This window comes from Acinetobacter sp. Ac_3412, assembly GCF_013072675.1.
GTDB classification, from domain to species: domain Bacteria; phylum Pseudomonadota; class Gammaproteobacteria; order Pseudomonadales; family Moraxellaceae; genus Acinetobacter; species Acinetobacter higginsii.
Window position 1 is genome coordinate 234,906 of sequence record NZ_LXUJ01000011.1, and the last position, 16,886, is coordinate 251,791.

14 protein-coding genes are annotated in these 16,886 nt (G+C 41.8%); 6 read left to right on the forward strand and 8 right to left on the reverse strand.

Annotation, left to right across the window (positions count from 1 at the left end; translation table 11 throughout):
• Positions 1-24 precede the first annotated feature (24 nt).
• From A7P54_RS13890 to ompR, 4 genes are all read right to left on the reverse strand, one after another.
• Positions 25-1,227 carry a hypothetical protein gene (locus A7P54_RS13890; RefSeq protein WP_005201403.1) on the reverse strand — a complete coding sequence of 401 codons (1,203 nt, stop codon included), beginning with the start codon at positions 1,225-1,227 and terminating at the stop codon, positions 25-27.
• 159 nt (positions 1,228-1,386) lie between these two features.
• Positions 1,387-2,901 (reverse strand): acetyl-CoA hydrolase/transferase family protein, encoded by a 1,515-nt coding sequence (locus A7P54_RS13895; RefSeq protein WP_171549939.1) that lies wholly within the window; start codon positions 2,899-2,901, stop codon positions 1,387-1,389.
• A 301-nt stretch (positions 2,902-3,202) separates the two neighbouring features.
• Complete coding sequence (locus A7P54_RS13900) at positions 3,203-4,657, reverse strand: ATP-binding protein (protein ID WP_171549940.1); 1,455 nt, start codon at positions 4,655-4,657, stop codon at positions 3,203-3,205.
• A 17-nt stretch (positions 4,658-4,674) separates the two neighbouring features.
• Complete coding sequence (gene ompR / locus A7P54_RS13905) at positions 4,675-5,439, reverse strand: two-component system response regulator OmpR (RefSeq protein ID WP_004657337.1); 765 nt, start codon at positions 5,437-5,439, stop codon at positions 4,675-4,677.
• A gap of 339 nt (positions 5,440-5,778) precedes the next feature.
• On the opposite strand from ompR, the gene A7P54_RS13910 reads away from it, so the two are divergent.
• The 4 genes from A7P54_RS13910 to A7P54_RS13925 all read left to right on the forward strand — a co-directional run bounded on the left by A7P54_RS13910 (position 5,779) and on the right by A7P54_RS13925 (position 10,297).
• Entirely contained in the window at positions 5,779-8,133 is a 2,355-nt protein-coding gene (locus A7P54_RS13910; protein ID WP_171549941.1) for a Tex family protein, read from the forward strand.
• A 228-nt stretch (positions 8,134-8,361) separates the two neighbouring features.
• Positions 8,362-9,192, forward strand: a complete 831-nt coding sequence (locus A7P54_RS13915) for an AraC family transcriptional regulator (RefSeq protein ID WP_171549942.1) — start codon at positions 8,362-8,364, stop codon at positions 9,190-9,192.
• A gap of 77 nt (positions 9,193-9,269) precedes the next feature.
• Entirely contained in the window at positions 9,270-9,983 is a 714-nt protein-coding gene (locus A7P54_RS13920) for an AzlC family ABC transporter permease (RefSeq protein WP_171549943.1), read from the forward strand.
• Complete coding sequence (locus A7P54_RS13925; RefSeq protein WP_171549944.1) at positions 9,980-10,297, forward strand: AzlD domain-containing protein; 318 nt, start codon at positions 9,980-9,982, stop codon at positions 10,295-10,297. Before A7P54_RS13920 ends, A7P54_RS13925 begins: the two co-directional genes overlap by 4 nt.
• A gap of 49 nt (positions 10,298-10,346) precedes the next feature.
• Here the strand turns inward: A7P54_RS13925 and A7P54_RS13930 are convergent, their stop codons facing one another.
• Complete coding sequence (locus A7P54_RS13930; RefSeq protein WP_004803840.1) at positions 10,347-11,102, reverse strand: SDR family oxidoreductase; 756 nt, start codon at positions 11,100-11,102, stop codon at positions 10,347-10,349.
• A 108-nt stretch (positions 11,103-11,210) separates the two neighbouring features.
• Between A7P54_RS13930 and A7P54_RS13935 the strand changes: the two genes are divergently transcribed.
• Positions 11,211-12,095, forward strand: a complete 885-nt coding sequence (locus A7P54_RS13935) for a LysR family transcriptional regulator (RefSeq protein ID WP_171549945.1) — start codon at positions 11,211-11,213, stop codon at positions 12,093-12,095.
• 86 nt (positions 12,096-12,181) lie between these two features.
• Here the strand turns inward: A7P54_RS13935 and A7P54_RS13940 are convergent, their stop codons facing one another.
• Positions 12,182-13,489 (reverse strand): citrate:proton symporter, encoded by a 1,308-nt coding sequence (locus A7P54_RS13940; RefSeq protein WP_004803844.1) that lies wholly within the window; start codon positions 13,487-13,489, stop codon positions 12,182-12,184.
• 385 nt (positions 13,490-13,874) lie between these two features.
• Between A7P54_RS13940 and A7P54_RS13945 the strand changes: the two genes are divergently transcribed.
• The gene (locus tag A7P54_RS13945; RefSeq protein WP_171549946.1) at positions 13,875-14,639 is read left to right on the forward strand and encodes an HD domain-containing protein; all 765 of its coding nucleotides are present in this window, start codon (positions 13,875-13,877) and stop codon (positions 14,637-14,639) included.
• A gap of 64 nt (positions 14,640-14,703) precedes the next feature.
• On the opposite strand, the gene A7P54_RS13950 is transcribed toward A7P54_RS13945, so the two are convergent.
• Both A7P54_RS13950 and A7P54_RS13955 read right to left on the reverse strand, forming a co-directional pair.
• On the reverse strand, positions 14,704-15,996 hold the full coding sequence (locus A7P54_RS13950) for an MFS transporter (RefSeq protein WP_171549947.1): 1,293 nt from the start codon (positions 15,994-15,996) through the stop codon (positions 14,704-14,706).
• A gap of 492 nt (positions 15,997-16,488) precedes the next feature.
• Positions 16,489-16,875: a MerR family transcriptional regulator gene (locus A7P54_RS13955; protein ID WP_171549948.1), complete on the reverse strand. Its 387-nt coding sequence runs from the start codon at positions 16,873-16,875 to the stop codon at positions 16,489-16,491.
• Positions 16,876-16,886 lie beyond the last annotated feature (11 nt).

Consider the following 16,886-nt stretch of genomic DNA (forward strand, 5'->3'; position numbering starts at 1 on the left):
AAAAAAGCATGTCGGAACATGCCGCTATAACACGCCAGCGATAAAAAGACTTCCATTCAACAGATGCGACCCTAATTTAACTTGATTGAATAAGAAAGTTTGTTTGCTTGGCTCAATGGTTAAACCTGGGCAGGCTGTTGAGGTATTACCACAAAAGTATTGTTCTCCATCTTCCGTAATGAATTTTAAACTGAAATTGCCCTGCATTTCTTCAATGAGCTCGAGTGTAAGTAGCTGATGTTGTTGTACAAAGCTAAGTTGGTAAATCTTTTGTTCATTTCTAGCTTCAGCTAATAACTCAGAGTTGGCAGGAATGAGCTTTGCATCTTGATGATTTATACTTAGATGAGCGTAATTTTTTGGGATAACAAGATTGATATTTAATGATTTAGTTTGCCCAGACTTGGCTTGAAGCAAAATATTCTTGGCACGAATCACAATCTTTTTATCATCTTCGTGCCAAAGGTTTTGGGGGGCTGGGGACTTAAGTTGATAAAGCTGATCGTGAGTCGTGATTTGTACCAGTGGCTGAGAGGATATGTTGTCTTGTTGAAAAGTGAAATCAACCCATTGATCTTGATGTTTTAAGCTGAATTGATAAGAAATCGGGTCATGAAGAACAGAGTGCTGAGAAACGGCACTATTCATACGAATCAGCTGATAGGGTTGTTCATCGAAAATAAATTGTCCTTGTATGGGAAGTTGAGGGAAACGCTTAGATTTTAAAACAGGCCAGTGTGAAGGGACCTTAAATTGTAATTGACCAGAGAGTTGTACGCTTTGTTGTTCTGAATGCTCAAGCTGGTAACGAATAGGCGTATTGTGAAATTGAAGGTTTAAGTTTTGCTGTGATGTTTGCAGATCAATTTGATAGCTTCCAATAGCTTTCTCTGAAGTAGAGGTCGTATAAACAGACCAAGGGACGTGGTCTTGTTGAGCGTCGAGCCGTTGAAAAATGGCAACATTTGAGTCTAAATTTAGATCAATCCAACCGGTAATATTTTTATTTTTGAGTTCAAAAGAGATGCTCGAGATAGGATCATTGCCTTTGGCAATCATATCAAACCAAAGTTGATCGGGAACTAAGTCTACCTGTTCTTGTAATTGATTACCTGAAATTGTGATGAAATAAGGGCTTGTATGCGAGCTTTTGATTAAGGTTGTGAATATTATAAGGCTGATTAGAATGAGTGATATAACGAATAGCCATAGCGTAATTTTCTTCATTGTATTCGGTTTGATTTTTATTGGATGATCGATTTTCTATAATTTGAATTAAAATAACAAGATGGCTTGATATTCAAGCAATAAAAAAGGTCTTTGCGTGAGGCAAAGACCTTTTTTGACTTACCAGAGAAGGTAGGTCCATAAAAATAAATATGAGCGTTAAGCAGACTTCGCCACAGCTGCAGGCGCTAACATATGACCTGTTTCTTCAAAATTGGCATGCCAAGATAAGGCTTCACGAAGAATGTGTGGGGTATGGCCGCCACGTTCGCATGCACGGTCAAAGTAATCGTTAAGTGCACCTTGATAAAGTGGATGTACACAGTTGTCGATAATGACACGGGCACGCTCACGTGGTGCTAAGCCGCGAAGATCAGCCAAACCAACTTCTGTTACCAAGATGTCGACATCATGTTCATTGTGATCGACATGGCTGACCATTGGTACGATCGATGAAATATCACCACCTTTGGCAATGGATTTGGTCACGAAGATCGCAAGGTGCGCGTTACGGGCAAAGTCACCTGAACCACCGATACCGTTCATCATCTTGGTACCGCAAACGTGGGTTGAGTTCACATTACCGTAAATATCAAACTCAAGCGCAGTATTGATGCCGATAATCCCCAAACGACGCACCAGTTCCGGATGGTTTGAAATTTCTTGCGGGCGAAGTACTAATTTGTCTTTGTAGTGTTCAAGATTACCGAAAACGCGCTCGCCACATTGTGCTGATAGGGTGATTGAGCTACCAGAAGCAAACTTCATTTTGCCTGCATCAATTAGTTCAAACGTACAGTCTTGAAGTACTTCTGAATACATGACTAAATCTTCGAAATTCGAATCTTTAAGTCCGGTTAAAACCGCATTGGCAATTGAACCAATACCTGCCTGTAATGGACCTAAGTTTTTCGCCAAACGACCTGCAGCCACTTCCTGTTCAAAGAATTTGATCAAGTGGTTGGCAATGCCTTGAGTCTCAGCATCAGGCGGAGTCACAGTTGATGGTGAATCTGCTGTGTCATTGAATACGATCCCCACGATTTTTGCTGGATCGATTGGAATCGCGGTTGAACCAATGCGGTCATCCACTTGCGTTAAAGGCAATGGTGTACGGGTAGGGCGATAGGTCGGGATATAAATATCGTGTAGGCCTTCGAAATTTTCGCTGAGCGAGGTATTAATTTCGACAATTACTTTTTCTGCAAAAATCGCAAAACTTGCTGAGTTACCGACAGAGGTGGTTGGAACGATATGACCATCTTCGGTAATGGCAACCGCTTCGATCACCGCAACATCAGGACGTTTTAGTTGCTGGTTACGCATTTGTTCAACGGTTTCAGACAAATGTTGGTCGATAAACATCACTTCGCCGTTATTAATGGCACGACGCAAAGTATTGTCGACTTGGAATGGCATACGACGGGCAAGGACACCTGCTTCCGTCAATTGTTTGTCTAAGTCATTGCCGAGACTCGCGCCTGTAATTAATGTGATTTTTAACGGATTTTTTTTGGCTTGTTCAACCAATGCTTGTGGGACTGCTTTCGCTTCACCCGCACGGGTAAAACCGCTCATACCAACCGTCATATCATTTTTAATAAACTGAGCTGCCTGCTCTGCACTCATCACTTTGTCATGCAGTGCTGCAAGACGAATACGACTTAAAGACATCATCCATTCTCAATATTGCTTTTCATTGGATATGGAGTTTAGCGCTAAAACATGAAAAGTGAATTGAAATAAGGCTAAGGTCTAATACAGCTGCATACGCTTTATTCATCTGCTTTCCAGTTGCTTATTTTCTGTGTGATATTTACTTGAATTTATACAGGAAAGGAACATTAGGGAAGGACAGTTTTTGGGCTTGAATCAGTGTAAAACCGAACGAAAGCAATCAATCCCGCACCAATTGGGCTGAAGACTTTAGTCGAAGAGTCCTGCATAGATGATAAGAGGATGCTGATTGATCACTTTAAAAATGCCCTGTTAGGGTTTGCTTTATTTTGTCGATAGCATTGTTTTGTGGTTCGTCACTGGGCGCTGGAGGAATGGGGAGGGAAATCACCACTTCCAAGCCACCTTGCTCACGGTTACGAATGTTAATCTGTCCTTGATGGATATCGACAATACGTTTCACAATTGCTAAGCCTAAACCACTGCCTTGAATCGTTCTTGCCGAATTACCACGAACAAAAGGCTGCATTAACTCTTCCACTTGATCAGGTGGAATGCCATCACCATGGTCGGCAACCGTAATCATAATATGATCATCGACATGGCTGGCAGACAGTTCAATCGGTTCTGCACCATAACGTTTAGCATTATTAATTAAATTGGCAATTAGGCGTTTTAAAGACAAGCTTCGTGCTGGAATGATGGGCAACTCTTGCGCTTCAAAACGAATGTCTAGTGGTTTGAATTGGACCACCAGTTCTTGCAACAGCGTATTCAGGTTGGTCTCTGTCAGTTCTTCATCAGAGCCATCCCGCATATAGGAAATAAACTGGTTGAGAATCGCGTCCATGTCATCTACATCGTAGATCAGACCTTCACGGAAGAACTCATCAGGGAGCATTTCTGCGGTCAAACGAATACGCGTTAATGGTGTGCGCAAATCATGGGAGATACCCGCCAACATAATCTGACGATCACGTTCGGTTTGTTCAAGCGTATACACCATATGGTTAAAAGCTTGGTTCACTTGACGGATTTCGAGTGGCCCATGATTGGTGTCGAGATAAGGCGCCTTGCCGGTTTTACTATAATTGTTGGCTGTATTTTGTAAGCGACGCAAAGGTCGGTTCATTTGCCGAACCAAAATTAAAATAATAATGGACGATACAATGGGAACACCAAACAACCAGCCCGCAATCAGTTCAACACTATAGTTGGTATAGGTTTTTAAAGGTTCTCTAACCCAGTTCCCTTTCATCTCTGGCGTTTGAATCCAGATGCGTGGAATCGGTTTAAATTTAAAATAAACCGTGACGTTTTCTACACCTAACTCTTTAGCCAGTTTGGACTCAATTTGATTGGTAAACAGTTCCGCTAAGAATTTATCTTCAACTCGAGGAAATTCGTTTGGGTCAGTTACATATTCGATGCCAATACGATTCTTTAACCAAGTATCGACATCAACTTCACTCTCGCGATGTAAAATTCGAATATCTGGATTATTGACCAATTCTAATTCAATCGCGAGGTAGCGGGCGTGTTGTTGTAACTCAGGAAGATAAAGTGTGCGCCAAAAGAACCACAAGGACATAAACAGACTGAAAAATACCATGAACAACACCAGAATCGTGGTGCGCATGGCTGCGGAACGCGGTTTAATTTTATCTAAAAAACGTTCCCATTTGGTTCGTGGTCTCTCGGAATAAGCCGCGAAATCCGTAAATTCTTGTGGATCAATTGGTTCAAGTTTCAACGTTTAATTTCCTAAGCTTATTCAGCACCATCTGGAACAAAAACGTAGCCCACGCCCCATACGGTTTGAATATAACGTGCACGAGCAGGGTTATCTTCAATTAAACGACGTAGACGAGAAACTTGGACGTCAATCGAGCGCTCCATTGCACCCCATTCACGACCACGTGCTAAGTTCATCAGCTTATCGCGTGTCAGTGGCTCACGAGGATGCTGAACCAGTGCTTTCAGGACTGCAAATTCGCCAGTGGTTAAAGTAACGACTTGACCTTCACGAGTTAAAGTACGGGTTGATAAATCCAAAGACCAAGGACCAAAGCTCACCACTTCAACTTGTTGGCTTGGTGCACCAGGTACTTCACGTACTTGACGGCGCAATACTGCACGGATACGTGCCAGTAATTCATTTGGGTTGAATGGTTTTGGTAAATAATCATCTGCGCCTGCCTCAAGACCCGCAATACGGTCAGAGTCACTACCACGTGCTGTCAGCATAATAATCGGTGTATCGATATTGGACTGGCGCAAGCGACGGCAAATGCTTAAACCATCTTCGACAGGGAGCATAAAGTCGAGCACGATAAGCGAGAACAATTCACGTTGCAGTAAACGGTCCATTTGAGTTGCATCATGGGCAGTTTTTACCACAAAGCCTTTGTCTTCTAAAAAGCGTTGTAACAGCGTACGCAAGCGCACATCGTCATCGACCACTAAGATGCGTTCGACCCGGTCTGTCTCATGGTGTACAGTTTCCGTCGATTCGGCAGGTACAACTAAACTCATGATGTGCTCCTTTATCGTTTATTGTCATCGTCTTTATGCAATGCGATTGTGAAATATCAATAGACCTTTGAGTATACGATTCATTGCACAGTTTTGGCTATGTTATAAAGCAACAAATATTGCCAATAAAATCAAGAGATAGATACCAAATATATACAGGCAAAATGATGACAATCAATCTATTTTTCAATATTTAGGCGAAAAAATCTTGGTATTTTAGAAACATTCAGCGATTTGCATAAACTACTTGCACAATATTCAAAAAAACAATGGTGGATTTTATAGCCATGAACTTTATAATCAGTGCTTTTAGACTTAACCCTTGTGGAATCAATCACGATGACTGACTTAGTTCAGCAGTTGGCAAATGAACTTGCCGTACGTCCAAACCAAGTAGAAGCTGCTATTCGTTTAATTGATGAAGGTGCTAGCGTTCCTTTTATTGCACGTTACCGTAAAGAAGTCACGCAAGGCTTAGACGATACGCAATTACGTCAACTCGATACACGTTTAACTTATTTACGTGATTTATTTGAGCGTCGTGAGAAGGTGATCCAATCTTTACAAGAACAAGATAAATTAAGCGATGATTTATTGGCGCGTGTAAATGCAGCTGAGACTAAAAATGCATTAGAAGAAATTTACGCACCGTATCGCCCGAAACGTACCAGTAAATCATTTAAAGCAAAAGAAGCAGGCCTTGGCGCTATTGCTGAAAAAATTATTGCAGACCAAGTTGATCCAACTGAAGCATTGGCTGGTTTTAGTCATGAAGACTACCCAGATGCAGAAAGCCAGCTTGATGCGATTCAGCATATCTTGATTGATGACTGGGCACAAAATATTGCATTAACCACTGAATTAAAACAGACTTTTGCTAAAACTGCGGTATTGAAAAGCGCGGTGGCTTCTGAAGAGAAAAAAGAAGTTGGTAAAAAATTCCGTGATTATTTCGAATTCTCAGAAAACTTTAATAAAGTCCCTTCACATCGTTTATTGGCGATGCTACGTGGTCGTCAAGAAAATGTATTGGGTTTGAAAGTGGATGGTGAAGATGATGCACCATTGGCTCGTATCGAAACTGAATATAATCTTGAACAAATTCAACCACAAACGCGTCAAGATTATTTAAAGCAAACAGCTAAACTGTTTTGGTTAGGTAAGATTCGTCCACAAATCGAACATTCCTTATTAACCGATAAACGTTTGGCTGCTGAAGCTGAAGCAATGGATGTATTTGCTGAAAACTTACGTCATTTATTACTTTCAGCACCTGCTGGTGGCCGTACGACTTTGGGTGTTGACCCTGGTATTCGTACGGGTGTGAAGCTTGCAGTGGTCAGTAATGCAGGTGATGTTCTTGCGCATAGCACCATTTATCCATTTGCACCGAAAGAAGACAAAGAGGGTTCTATTGCGGAACTTGCTCGTTTATGTCGAGAGTTCCACGTGGAACTTATTGCGATTGGTAATGGTACCGCAAGCCGTGAAACTGAAGCTGTGGTTGCAGAAATGATGGTGGCCAATACTGATCTGCAACTGACACGTATCACTGTAAGTGAAGCGGGTGCTTCTGTTTACTCTGCAAGTGAATTGGCTTCACAAGAGTTACCTGAGCTTGATGTTTCGATTCGTGGTGCGGTGTCAATTGCACGTCGTTTACAAGATCCATTGGCTGAGTTGGTAAAAATTGACCCTAAATCGATTGGTGTAGGTCAATATCAGCATGATGTGAACCAAGCTGGTTTGGCAAAAACATTGGATGCCGTGGTTGAAGACTGTGTGAATGCTGTAGGTGTGGATGTGAATACCGCTTCTCCAGCGATTCTGGCTTATATTGCTGGTCTAAATAAAGCCATTGCGCAACAAATTGTTGAATACCGTAAAGAAAATGGTCGTTTTGATAACCGTCAAGCTTTGAAAAAAGTGCCGCGTTTGGGCGAACGTACCTTTGAACAATCTGCAGGTTTCTTACGTGTTCAAGATGGTTCTGAGCCATTAGATGCTTCTGCTGTTCACCCTGAAAGTTATGGTTTGGTAGAAAAAATTGTTGCAGCAAAAGCAACCACGGTAAAAGACATTATCGGGAATACCGAAATTATTCGCCAAGTCAAAGCCGATGAATTTGTCGATGATCAATTTGGTCTACCGACCATTCAAGACGTTTTGGCTGAATTGGAAAAACCGGGTCGTGATCCACGTCCAGAATTCCGTACTGCGAAATTCCGTGAAGACATTACCGAAGTTGCGCAATTGACTGAAGGCATGCAACTTGAAGGTGTGGTCACCAATGTGACTAACTTCGGTGCCTTCGTCGATGTGGGTGTACATCAAGATGGTTTAGTGCATATTTCTGAACTTGCCAATGAATTTGTTTCTGATCCACATAAAGTGGTGAAACCAGGTCAAATTGTGCAAGTACGTGTGATGCAAGTGGACGTGGAACGTAATCGCGTGAATTTGAGTATGCGCGCTGAAGGTTCTGCACCAGCGAAAGCACCACGTCAGCAACGTCCACAACAAGATCGTACTGAACGTTCAGAACGTAAGCCACAAGGCCAACGTCCTCCGCGTAAAGAGGGTGACTTTAAGCGTCCACAAAATAACAAGCCAAAAAATGAAAAACCACAAGAGCAAAAAATTGGTGGTTTAGGTGCTTTGTTATTACAAGCCGGGATTAAAGGTTCTAAGTAATTAATTAAATGAATAAAAGCCTCTTCGGAGGCTTTTATTTTGAGCATATTATTGTGTCTTGTTCAGAGCGTGGAGATCTGTATGTCACTTAGCTCAATCATCGCATTCTTTGTAAATTAAGAAAGTATGTAGGAATTCAGATAAAATCAACAAACAGCAATTTTGTTCTATACATCTATCTGAATCGCGTTAACCTGACACAATGCAAAAAATTCAAAGGAGGTCTTGATGTCGCGAAGACCTCGTGAACAAGTCGATTACTTACATCTAGAAGAACTAGGTGGTCTGGAAATGCTGAAAGCAAGTTACTATCAGCAGGAATTTTCACGACATGTTCATGAAGGATTTTGTATTGGTGTGATTGAGGAAGGGGCGCAACGCTTTTATCGTACAGGGGGCAATCATGTTGCACCGCAAGGCGATATTATTCTGGTCAATGCCGATGAAGTACATACGGGTTCTGCTGCGGTTGAAACGGGATGGCGTTATCGTGCCATCTATCCAACCCCAGAAGTATTTTATGAGTTGACACGTGATTTGACCACAATACATGGTACAGCACCTTGGTTTAGAGAAGCCGTATTGCATGATGAAGGTTTAGCTCAGCAACTTCGTTTACTGTTTGATTTATTGGAACAACCCAATAATACCTTGCTTAAACAAACCCTATTTTTATCCACTATTGCTTGGCTTGTGTCTAAGTACAGTCAGGTCAAGCCGCAAGCAACCGATTTAAGCAGTGCTAAACAGCGCATCCTCAATATCAAGGATTTTATAGCAAGTATGCCTGAGCAAGAGTTTTCATTGGCTACACTTGCAGAAATGGCCAATCTCAGCCAATGGCATTTTTTACGTCAATTTAAAAAGCATGTCGGTTTGTCACCACATGCATGGTTAGTGCAGGCACGTTTACAAAAATCACAAAAACTGTTAAGACAAGGACTTAATTTATCTGAGGTTTCACAGCAATGTGGTTTTTCGGATCAAAGTCATTTTAGTCGTCACTTTCGTCAGACATTCGGTATTACCCCTGGTGGTTATATTTCCTACCTCAAATAAAACAGCAATTTTATACAATTCTCTCTTATCAAATTTTGGCATAGTCATAAGGTCTTTTATGAGCAATTGTGATTTTGATGTTAAGTGAAAGCATAACCGATGATACGCCAATGACGGTATCACGGGCATTTCTCAATGGGGTGATAAAAATCCTGCCGCTGTGTTTTGCGGTATTACCATGGGGCTTATTGGCGGGCTCGATGGCGATTCAGGCTGGGCTGAGTACTGCACAAGCGATTGGCATGTCGGCTTTAGTCTTTGCAGGTGCAGCGCAGTTGATGACCTTAGGTTTAGTAATGGCAGGAACGCCAGCCTTGACCATCATCATTTCAGTCTTCCTGATCACCACACAGCATTATCTATATGCACTATACCTGCGGGAAGACATTTCCAAGCAGCCTCTAAAACATCGCTTATTGTTGGGCTTTTTGCTGACGGATGAATTATTTGCGGTGAGTATTAAAAAGCAGCAGCATTATATTTATTATTTATTGGGGGCGGGCAGTTGTTTTTATCTGTGCTGGGTCCTGTTTAGCATTTGTGGGGTGCTGCTTGCCTCATCAGTGCCGAATCTTGATCAATATCATTTGGACTTTTCGATTGTTGCGACCTTTATCGCCATTGTGATTCCGTTTATTAAAAATATAAATACCTTGGTCGGTGTGTTGGTATCGGTGCTGTTGACCTTGGTTTTTCTGAGTCTAGGGATTAAAAGTGCTGCGATCTTGGCAGGGGTAATCGGGATGCTAACTGCGACGTGTTTACAGAATTTACGGGAGCGTATGGCATGACTTGGTTCCTTTTGATTATTCTCGCTTTAGTGGTGTTTATGAACCGCTATATTTTGCTGGAACCGAATATTCCGTTGCGATTACCGAAATGGTTTCAACAATCCTTACAGTATTCTGCCCCGTGTTTATTGACTGCGATTGCAACGCCGATTGTGTTTATGGATGAACATGGCGCATTTCGTTCGACTTTATTGAATCCATATTTTTTGGCTACGATTTTAACCGTCATCATTGCGTATAAGGTGAAACATACCTTATTGACCATTATTCTGAGTTTGGCTTGTTTCTATGCTTTGGTGTTTTTCTTACCTTAGCGGGTTTGGGCATTGCGGTTGAATGCCCAAACCACTATCAATATTCAAATTAACGGGTGGTATAACCACCATTGGCAAAAATGGTTTGTCCAGTAATCCACCAGCCATCTGTCACTAGAAAGCGAACCAAAGGCTCAATATCTTCGATCTTGGTTAAGCCACCTAAAGCAGATGCTGATTTATGATAGGCCACGGCTTCGGGTGCTTCCTGACCGTAGAAAAATGGCGTATCCATTGGGCCTGGTGCGACCGCAGTAACGGAGATGCCACGTTCACCAAACTCTTTGGATGCCGCACGAGTATAATGCTCGACAGGGGCTTTTAAGCCTTCATAGGTTGAATAAAGTCCTGTATACGCTGCAAGTAAACTGGTTACGATGGTACAGATCTTTCCATTGTCATTGAGATGACGACCTGCCGATTGAATAAAGAAATAGGCAATTTTATTGTTGATGTCATTCATGCCATCAAACTCTTGTTCGGTGGTGTCTAAATATGGTTTTTTCAGCACACGACCTACGGTATTAATCGCAATATCCACACCACCAAAGTTTTCTTTAGCGGTGATAAACAACTGCTCAATAGTTTGAATATCGGATAAATCAGCTTGTACCAAAACGGCTTTTGCACCGAGTGCCTGTACATCTTTTAAGGTTTGTTCGGCATCGGCTTGGGTGGCAGCGCTGTTGTAATGAATCAGTAAATTTGCACCTTGTTCAGCAAACTTGCGTGAAATTAAACCGCCTAAGTTTTTTGCGCCGCCTGTGATCAGTACGGTTTTTCCATTTAAATGATGTTGTGACATGTATTTGTCCTGATGTTGTTTTTGCATAAAAAACATACTAATTGAATTTATTTGTTTGAAATAGTTGTTAGTATTGAACTGATTGTGCAAAAAAGTTGAATAATAAAAATGGATAAGATTGATCGTTTAAGAATCTTTTGTTTGGTGGCAGAGAAGCAGTCTTTTGCACAAGCTGCAGTGCAATTGGGTTTGCCGCGTTCCAATGTGACTTATGCGATTCAAACACTTGAAAAAGAGTATGAGGTATTACTGTTTTATCGCACCACGCGTAAAGTGGCTTTAACCCATGAAGGGAGTTTATTTTACGATGAAGCCATGCGTTTGGTGGCACAGTTAAAAGAGCTGAATCGTTTTAAAACCCATGTGCGTAGTCAGGAAGGGAAGATCAGTATTGGTATGCCGAAACGCTTAGCCACACAAGTTCTGATTCCTCATCTATCTGAATTTTATCAACGTTACCCCAAAGTAAAAGTGTTGGTGAATGGCAGTGATGATTTTTCTAATTTGATCGAGCAACAGCTGGATTGTGTAGTACGTGTCGGACAAGTTCAGGATGAATATCTGCTGATTCGGCCCATTGCCCAAACTGAAATATGGACTGTGGCAGCGCCGCAATATTTGGCAGAGTTTGGCGAACCTCAACGTTTTGAAGAACTACAACAGCACTTCGCCGTGGATTACCATGTCGCTAAACATTATCGAGAGTGGAGTGAGCTTTTATTCCAAGCGCATCGAGTCAAAATGCCTTATCGTTTATTGGTTGAGAATACCGAGGCTTATATTCAGGCAGGTTTAGCAGGCATTGGCATGATTCAAATTCCTGAATTTGATGCAGCGCCTTATGTACAACAGGGACAGTTACAGCGATTGTTTACCGATATTCCAAACTTACAATTACCTGTCAGTCTGTTGCTAACCGACCGCCAATACCGTCCTAAATATTTTCAGGACTTTATTGACTGGTTAAATGAATTATTAAAAACCAAGTTGTAATGGGAAGGGAACTGCCAATGCATGTGGACAAAGCAGAGAGACAATAAAAAAGCATACCCGAGTATGCTTTTTTATTTTGGCAAGGATTAATACAGACCAAGTAAGAAGCCAGCGCCTAAGGTAAAGAAGCTGAATAACCAGATCCAGCCAAATGAATAGCGCAAATGGCGTCCCATATCGGTACCTGTCAGTCCGACCGCAAGCCAAGTTGCAGGTGAGAATGGGCTGACAAAGGTTCCTGCATTGTTGCCAATCGCCATGGCATACACCACAGAATCTGCATTCACCCCAGCGGTAGCAGTAACTTCCTGCACAATAGGTAGTAATGCAAAGTAATAGGCATCGGTACTGGTAAAGATGTCCATCGGTACACCTAGAATTCCCACCAGAATGTGCAGGCTCGCAATCCATGTACTTGGTAGGATTTTAATGAGATCTAGGGCAATCGATTGCAACATACCTGACTCAGACAAGATTCCGAGGAAGGCACCTGCTGCAAAAATAATGGCAACCATGCTTAGAGCTTGTGGTGCATGACGGCCAATGACTTCAATTTGTGTTTTCGGCTGTGGGAAGTTGACGATCAAGACCAAGGCAAGGGCAATCATAAACACATAAGGTGCAGAGAATAGTCCAAAAGCTAAACAGATAATGGCAGCAACGATCAGACCGAGGTTAAACCATAAATTCTTTGGTTTGGCGTCTTCTTGCAGATCTTCGGCCAGATCTTTGGCCATGCAGTCTTGTTCAAATGGGGTGGTGCCAAGGGCTTGAGCCGCGAGAATACGTTTTTTCTCACGTAAACCCATAAATACGGCAAACACCATCATCCCTGCAACACCCACCACTTGAACGGGAATCAGACTATGCCAGAGTGTGGCAGCATCTAAACCTGTCGCAGCTGAAGCACGTCCCAAAGGTCCGCCCCATGGCACCATATTCATTACGCCCATACTACCCGCCATCAGCAATAGCATCAGATAGGGACTCATGCCCAATTTACGGTAAAGTGGTAATAAGGCTGGAATAATAATTAAAAAAGTGGCAGCGCCTGAACCATCTAAATGCACAATCGCAGCAATCAGGGTGGTCATCACAGCAACAATCACCACATTGCCACGCGTCATTTGCACCATGCGTTTAATCATGGGATCAAAGACATGTAATTCTTTTAAAATGCTAAAAAACAAAATGGCGAATAAAAACATGGTCGCCACTTTGGTCACTTTGGCTAGACCGGCTTCAAAGAAACCAGAAATCTCGCTAATCGAAAAACCAGCAATGAGCGCGCCAATAAGAGGAACAATCGACATTGCAACAATTGGACTGGTTTTACCAGACATCAGTAGCGCAACAATTGTCACAATAATTAGAATACCTATCAGCGTCAGCATTATTTACTCCCTAAAGTTGTAACCTCTTGCCATAAAAAAAGTGTTAAAAATACACCAAAAATAAAAATTAAAGCGCCGACCATTATGCACAAAAACTTAATTTGTTCTTAAATTTAAGAAGAAAAACTAAACGAATAGGCCAAGAAATGAACATTATGTTTAATTTTTTCGGAAAATAGGTCAGAGCGAAATAATGCTGTGCCTAAAAAGTAGCCAAATTTGGAGCGATAACAGAAGATTGCAGCGGTAGATTTAATCACCAACTTTCTAAAAAATACTGTGCTGAGAACAATCAAAATGAAATGACTTGATTTTGACTTCGGTCATTTTTTGCAGTACAACATAAATTAGAGTAATTGCTCTAATTTTTAAAAAAGAGGTGAAAATGCAAATTGGTCGACACGCTTGGATGGCGCAGACTTCAGGGGATTTATCCTTAAAAAATCGTATGTTGCTGTTGCGTCATAGCCTTTTTCCTGTGTTAAAACAGAGTATAAAAATGTATAGTTTGGCCTATCGGATTAAACCTGCTACCCCGTATCAACTGGATATGGATGATCTGAGATTGCCAGACAGTGTAGACGTGCAACAAGCCTTGGAGAAAATGCAGGATTGCAGTTCGCAGGCCTTACAGAATCATTGTCTGAGAACATGGTGCTATGCCACCGCATTTGCGCAAATGCAGCATTTAAAACCAGATCATGAATTATTGGCAGTTTCTTGTTTATTGCATGATTTAGGGATGACAGAACAATATTATCAGTATCATGTACAGTGTCGCTGCTTTGCTGGGCAAGGGGCATATGCAGCAAGAGATTGGTCGCTTGAACAGGGCTGGCAAGTGCCACGGGCAGATCAACTGTTTGATGTGATCAGTCTGCATATGAATCCCCATGTCGCATTGACTGAGGGGATAGAAGCGCATTTGCTGCAGCAAGCGGCCAGTTGTGACGTCATCGGCAGTCGTGGTTTTGAATTTTCAACGCAGTTTAGACAGCAATTACAGCAAAGATACCCTCGTCTTGATTTTAATCAGATCATGATTAAATTTACTCAACAGGAAGCACAGCAACGGCCTCGATCTCGTACTGCCATGCTGGTGCAGAGTGGCTTTAAGCAGCTTGTGAATTTCAATCCTTATGTACAATAACGCTCAAAATAAAAAACCACCTTTGCTTTTTACAAAAGTGGTTTAGATTTAGGACACAATTTATTTAGTGGTCATGTTCAAGATATTCAGGCTTTTTCGGTAAGGCCCAACTACACATGAAACAGATTAACAGCATGATAATGACATAGACAAAGAAGGTATTTTCAATGCCTGCATCTTTAAACAATAACGCTACGGATGGCGCGGAACCGCCAAATAAGGCATTACCCACCGCATAGGAGAAACCTACACCTAAGGCACGAACATGCGGCGGGAACATTTCAGCTTTGACCAAACCACTGATCGAAGTATAGAAGCTCAGCAGCATCATCAAGAAAATCAGTAATAGGGTGATGATAACAGGGGAGTCAGCAAAGCTGCGCATACCTGTGACCATGACCGGATAAATAAAGATGGCGCTGAGTAAACTGAATGCCAACATGGAAGCACGGCGACCAATGCGATCTGACAACATGCCGAACAACGGTTGCGCCAGCATGAATACAAATAGCGCCGTGGTCATGATAAAGCCAACGGTTTTGCCATCCATACCAATATTGGTGAGGTAGGTTTTTGAATAAACCGTAACCACATAGAAGGTGAGTGAACCAGCTGATGTATAGCCAACAACCAATAAGAAAGTTTTCCAATGCTGCTTAAGCAGGGCAACTAAGCTACCCGATTCTTCACGTTCGGCATCTTCATGTGACAAGGTTTCTTCTAAACGACTACGGGCGAACAAAGACAATAATGCGGCAATACCACCGATGACAAAAGGAATACGCCAGCCACCATCATTCAATTGCTGTTCAGTCATAAACCCGAGCAAGATCACCCCGAGTAAACTGGCAAGTAACTGACCACCTGAAAGCGTGACGTACTGGAATGATGCAAAGAAGCCTCGTTGCCCTTTTAAGCCGAGTTCACTCATATAGGTGGCAACAGCACCATACTCACCACCCACGGAGAGACCTTGCAGTAAACGTACCATGAGCAGTAAAAAGGGGGCCCACATCCCGACTTGATCATAAGTCGGTAAGGCTGCGAACAGGAATGAACTGAGTGCCATTAAGCAAATTGAAATGACCATTGATTGCTTACGGCCTTGGCGGTCAGCAATACGTCCGAATAGCCAACTGCCGATTGGGCGCATGAAAAAGCTGGCGCCAAACACCCCCCAAACATAAATGGCTTTGGTGGTTGGATCCATATCTGGAGCGGTCAATGCATGGGTAAAATAGGCAGCAAAAACGGCATAAATATAGAAATCGAACCACTCAACTAAATTCCCTGATGCCGCACCGACGATACCTTTGATACGACTTCTTTTTTCTTCCTTGCTATATGTCTGACTCATATATGTTCCTTTTCAACCAAGCAAGATTCTGTAACTGAATCTTTACAGAATGTTATATACCGCTAAAGAAGCATGAAAATGACACTATTTTGTATGCTTTTTATGAATGTATTTTTAGATAGAGAGAATAATACTGGTTTTTAGCTAAATCATTGACAGATAAAGAATGTCAGAATGGTCAATATTGGGAATTTAATGTTTTTAAAAGCAATTAATTGAGCTGTATCAAGGGACAATCTAGGAACAGGACAAGCTGCTGTTATGTAAATAGATTGTAATAAAGGCATTTTTTAGGATTTTCATCTTTTTATTTCAATTCAATACATGAAGTGCTTGTCTTGGAAGGTGAGCGTGGCAATCGCATTGGAAATATGCGATCCAGAAAATATGCGAGAAGCAAAATCAACAGACGCTACTGATGATTAATGCAGCAAAGCTGTGGATAAGTTTTAGTTTATACACATTAGCTGTTGTGGGCATTGCAGAAAGTTTTTAAAGCAATTGGTTGAGGTCTGGAATCGGACAATCTTTTCTCAATGGGCACGCTTCACCTTGAGTAAATCGACTTAACATCATTCTGATTTGATGAAGCTGTGCAATCTTCTCATCTATCAAATCTAACTTGTCTTGGAAAATGCTTTGTACTTGTGGGGCAGGGATTTCATCTTGGGCTGTCATCGCTAAAATCTGCTTAATTTCATTGAGCGAGAATCCAAGATTTTTTGCGGTACGAATCAGTTGTAACTGTTGCAGCGTTTGTTCTGAATAATCTTTATAGCCATTATTACAGGTGATGGATTTGATTAACTGCATTTTTTCATAAAAGCGAATGGTATCCCGACTTAAATCCGTCTGTTTTGCCAATTGTCCAATTAACATGGTGATCATCC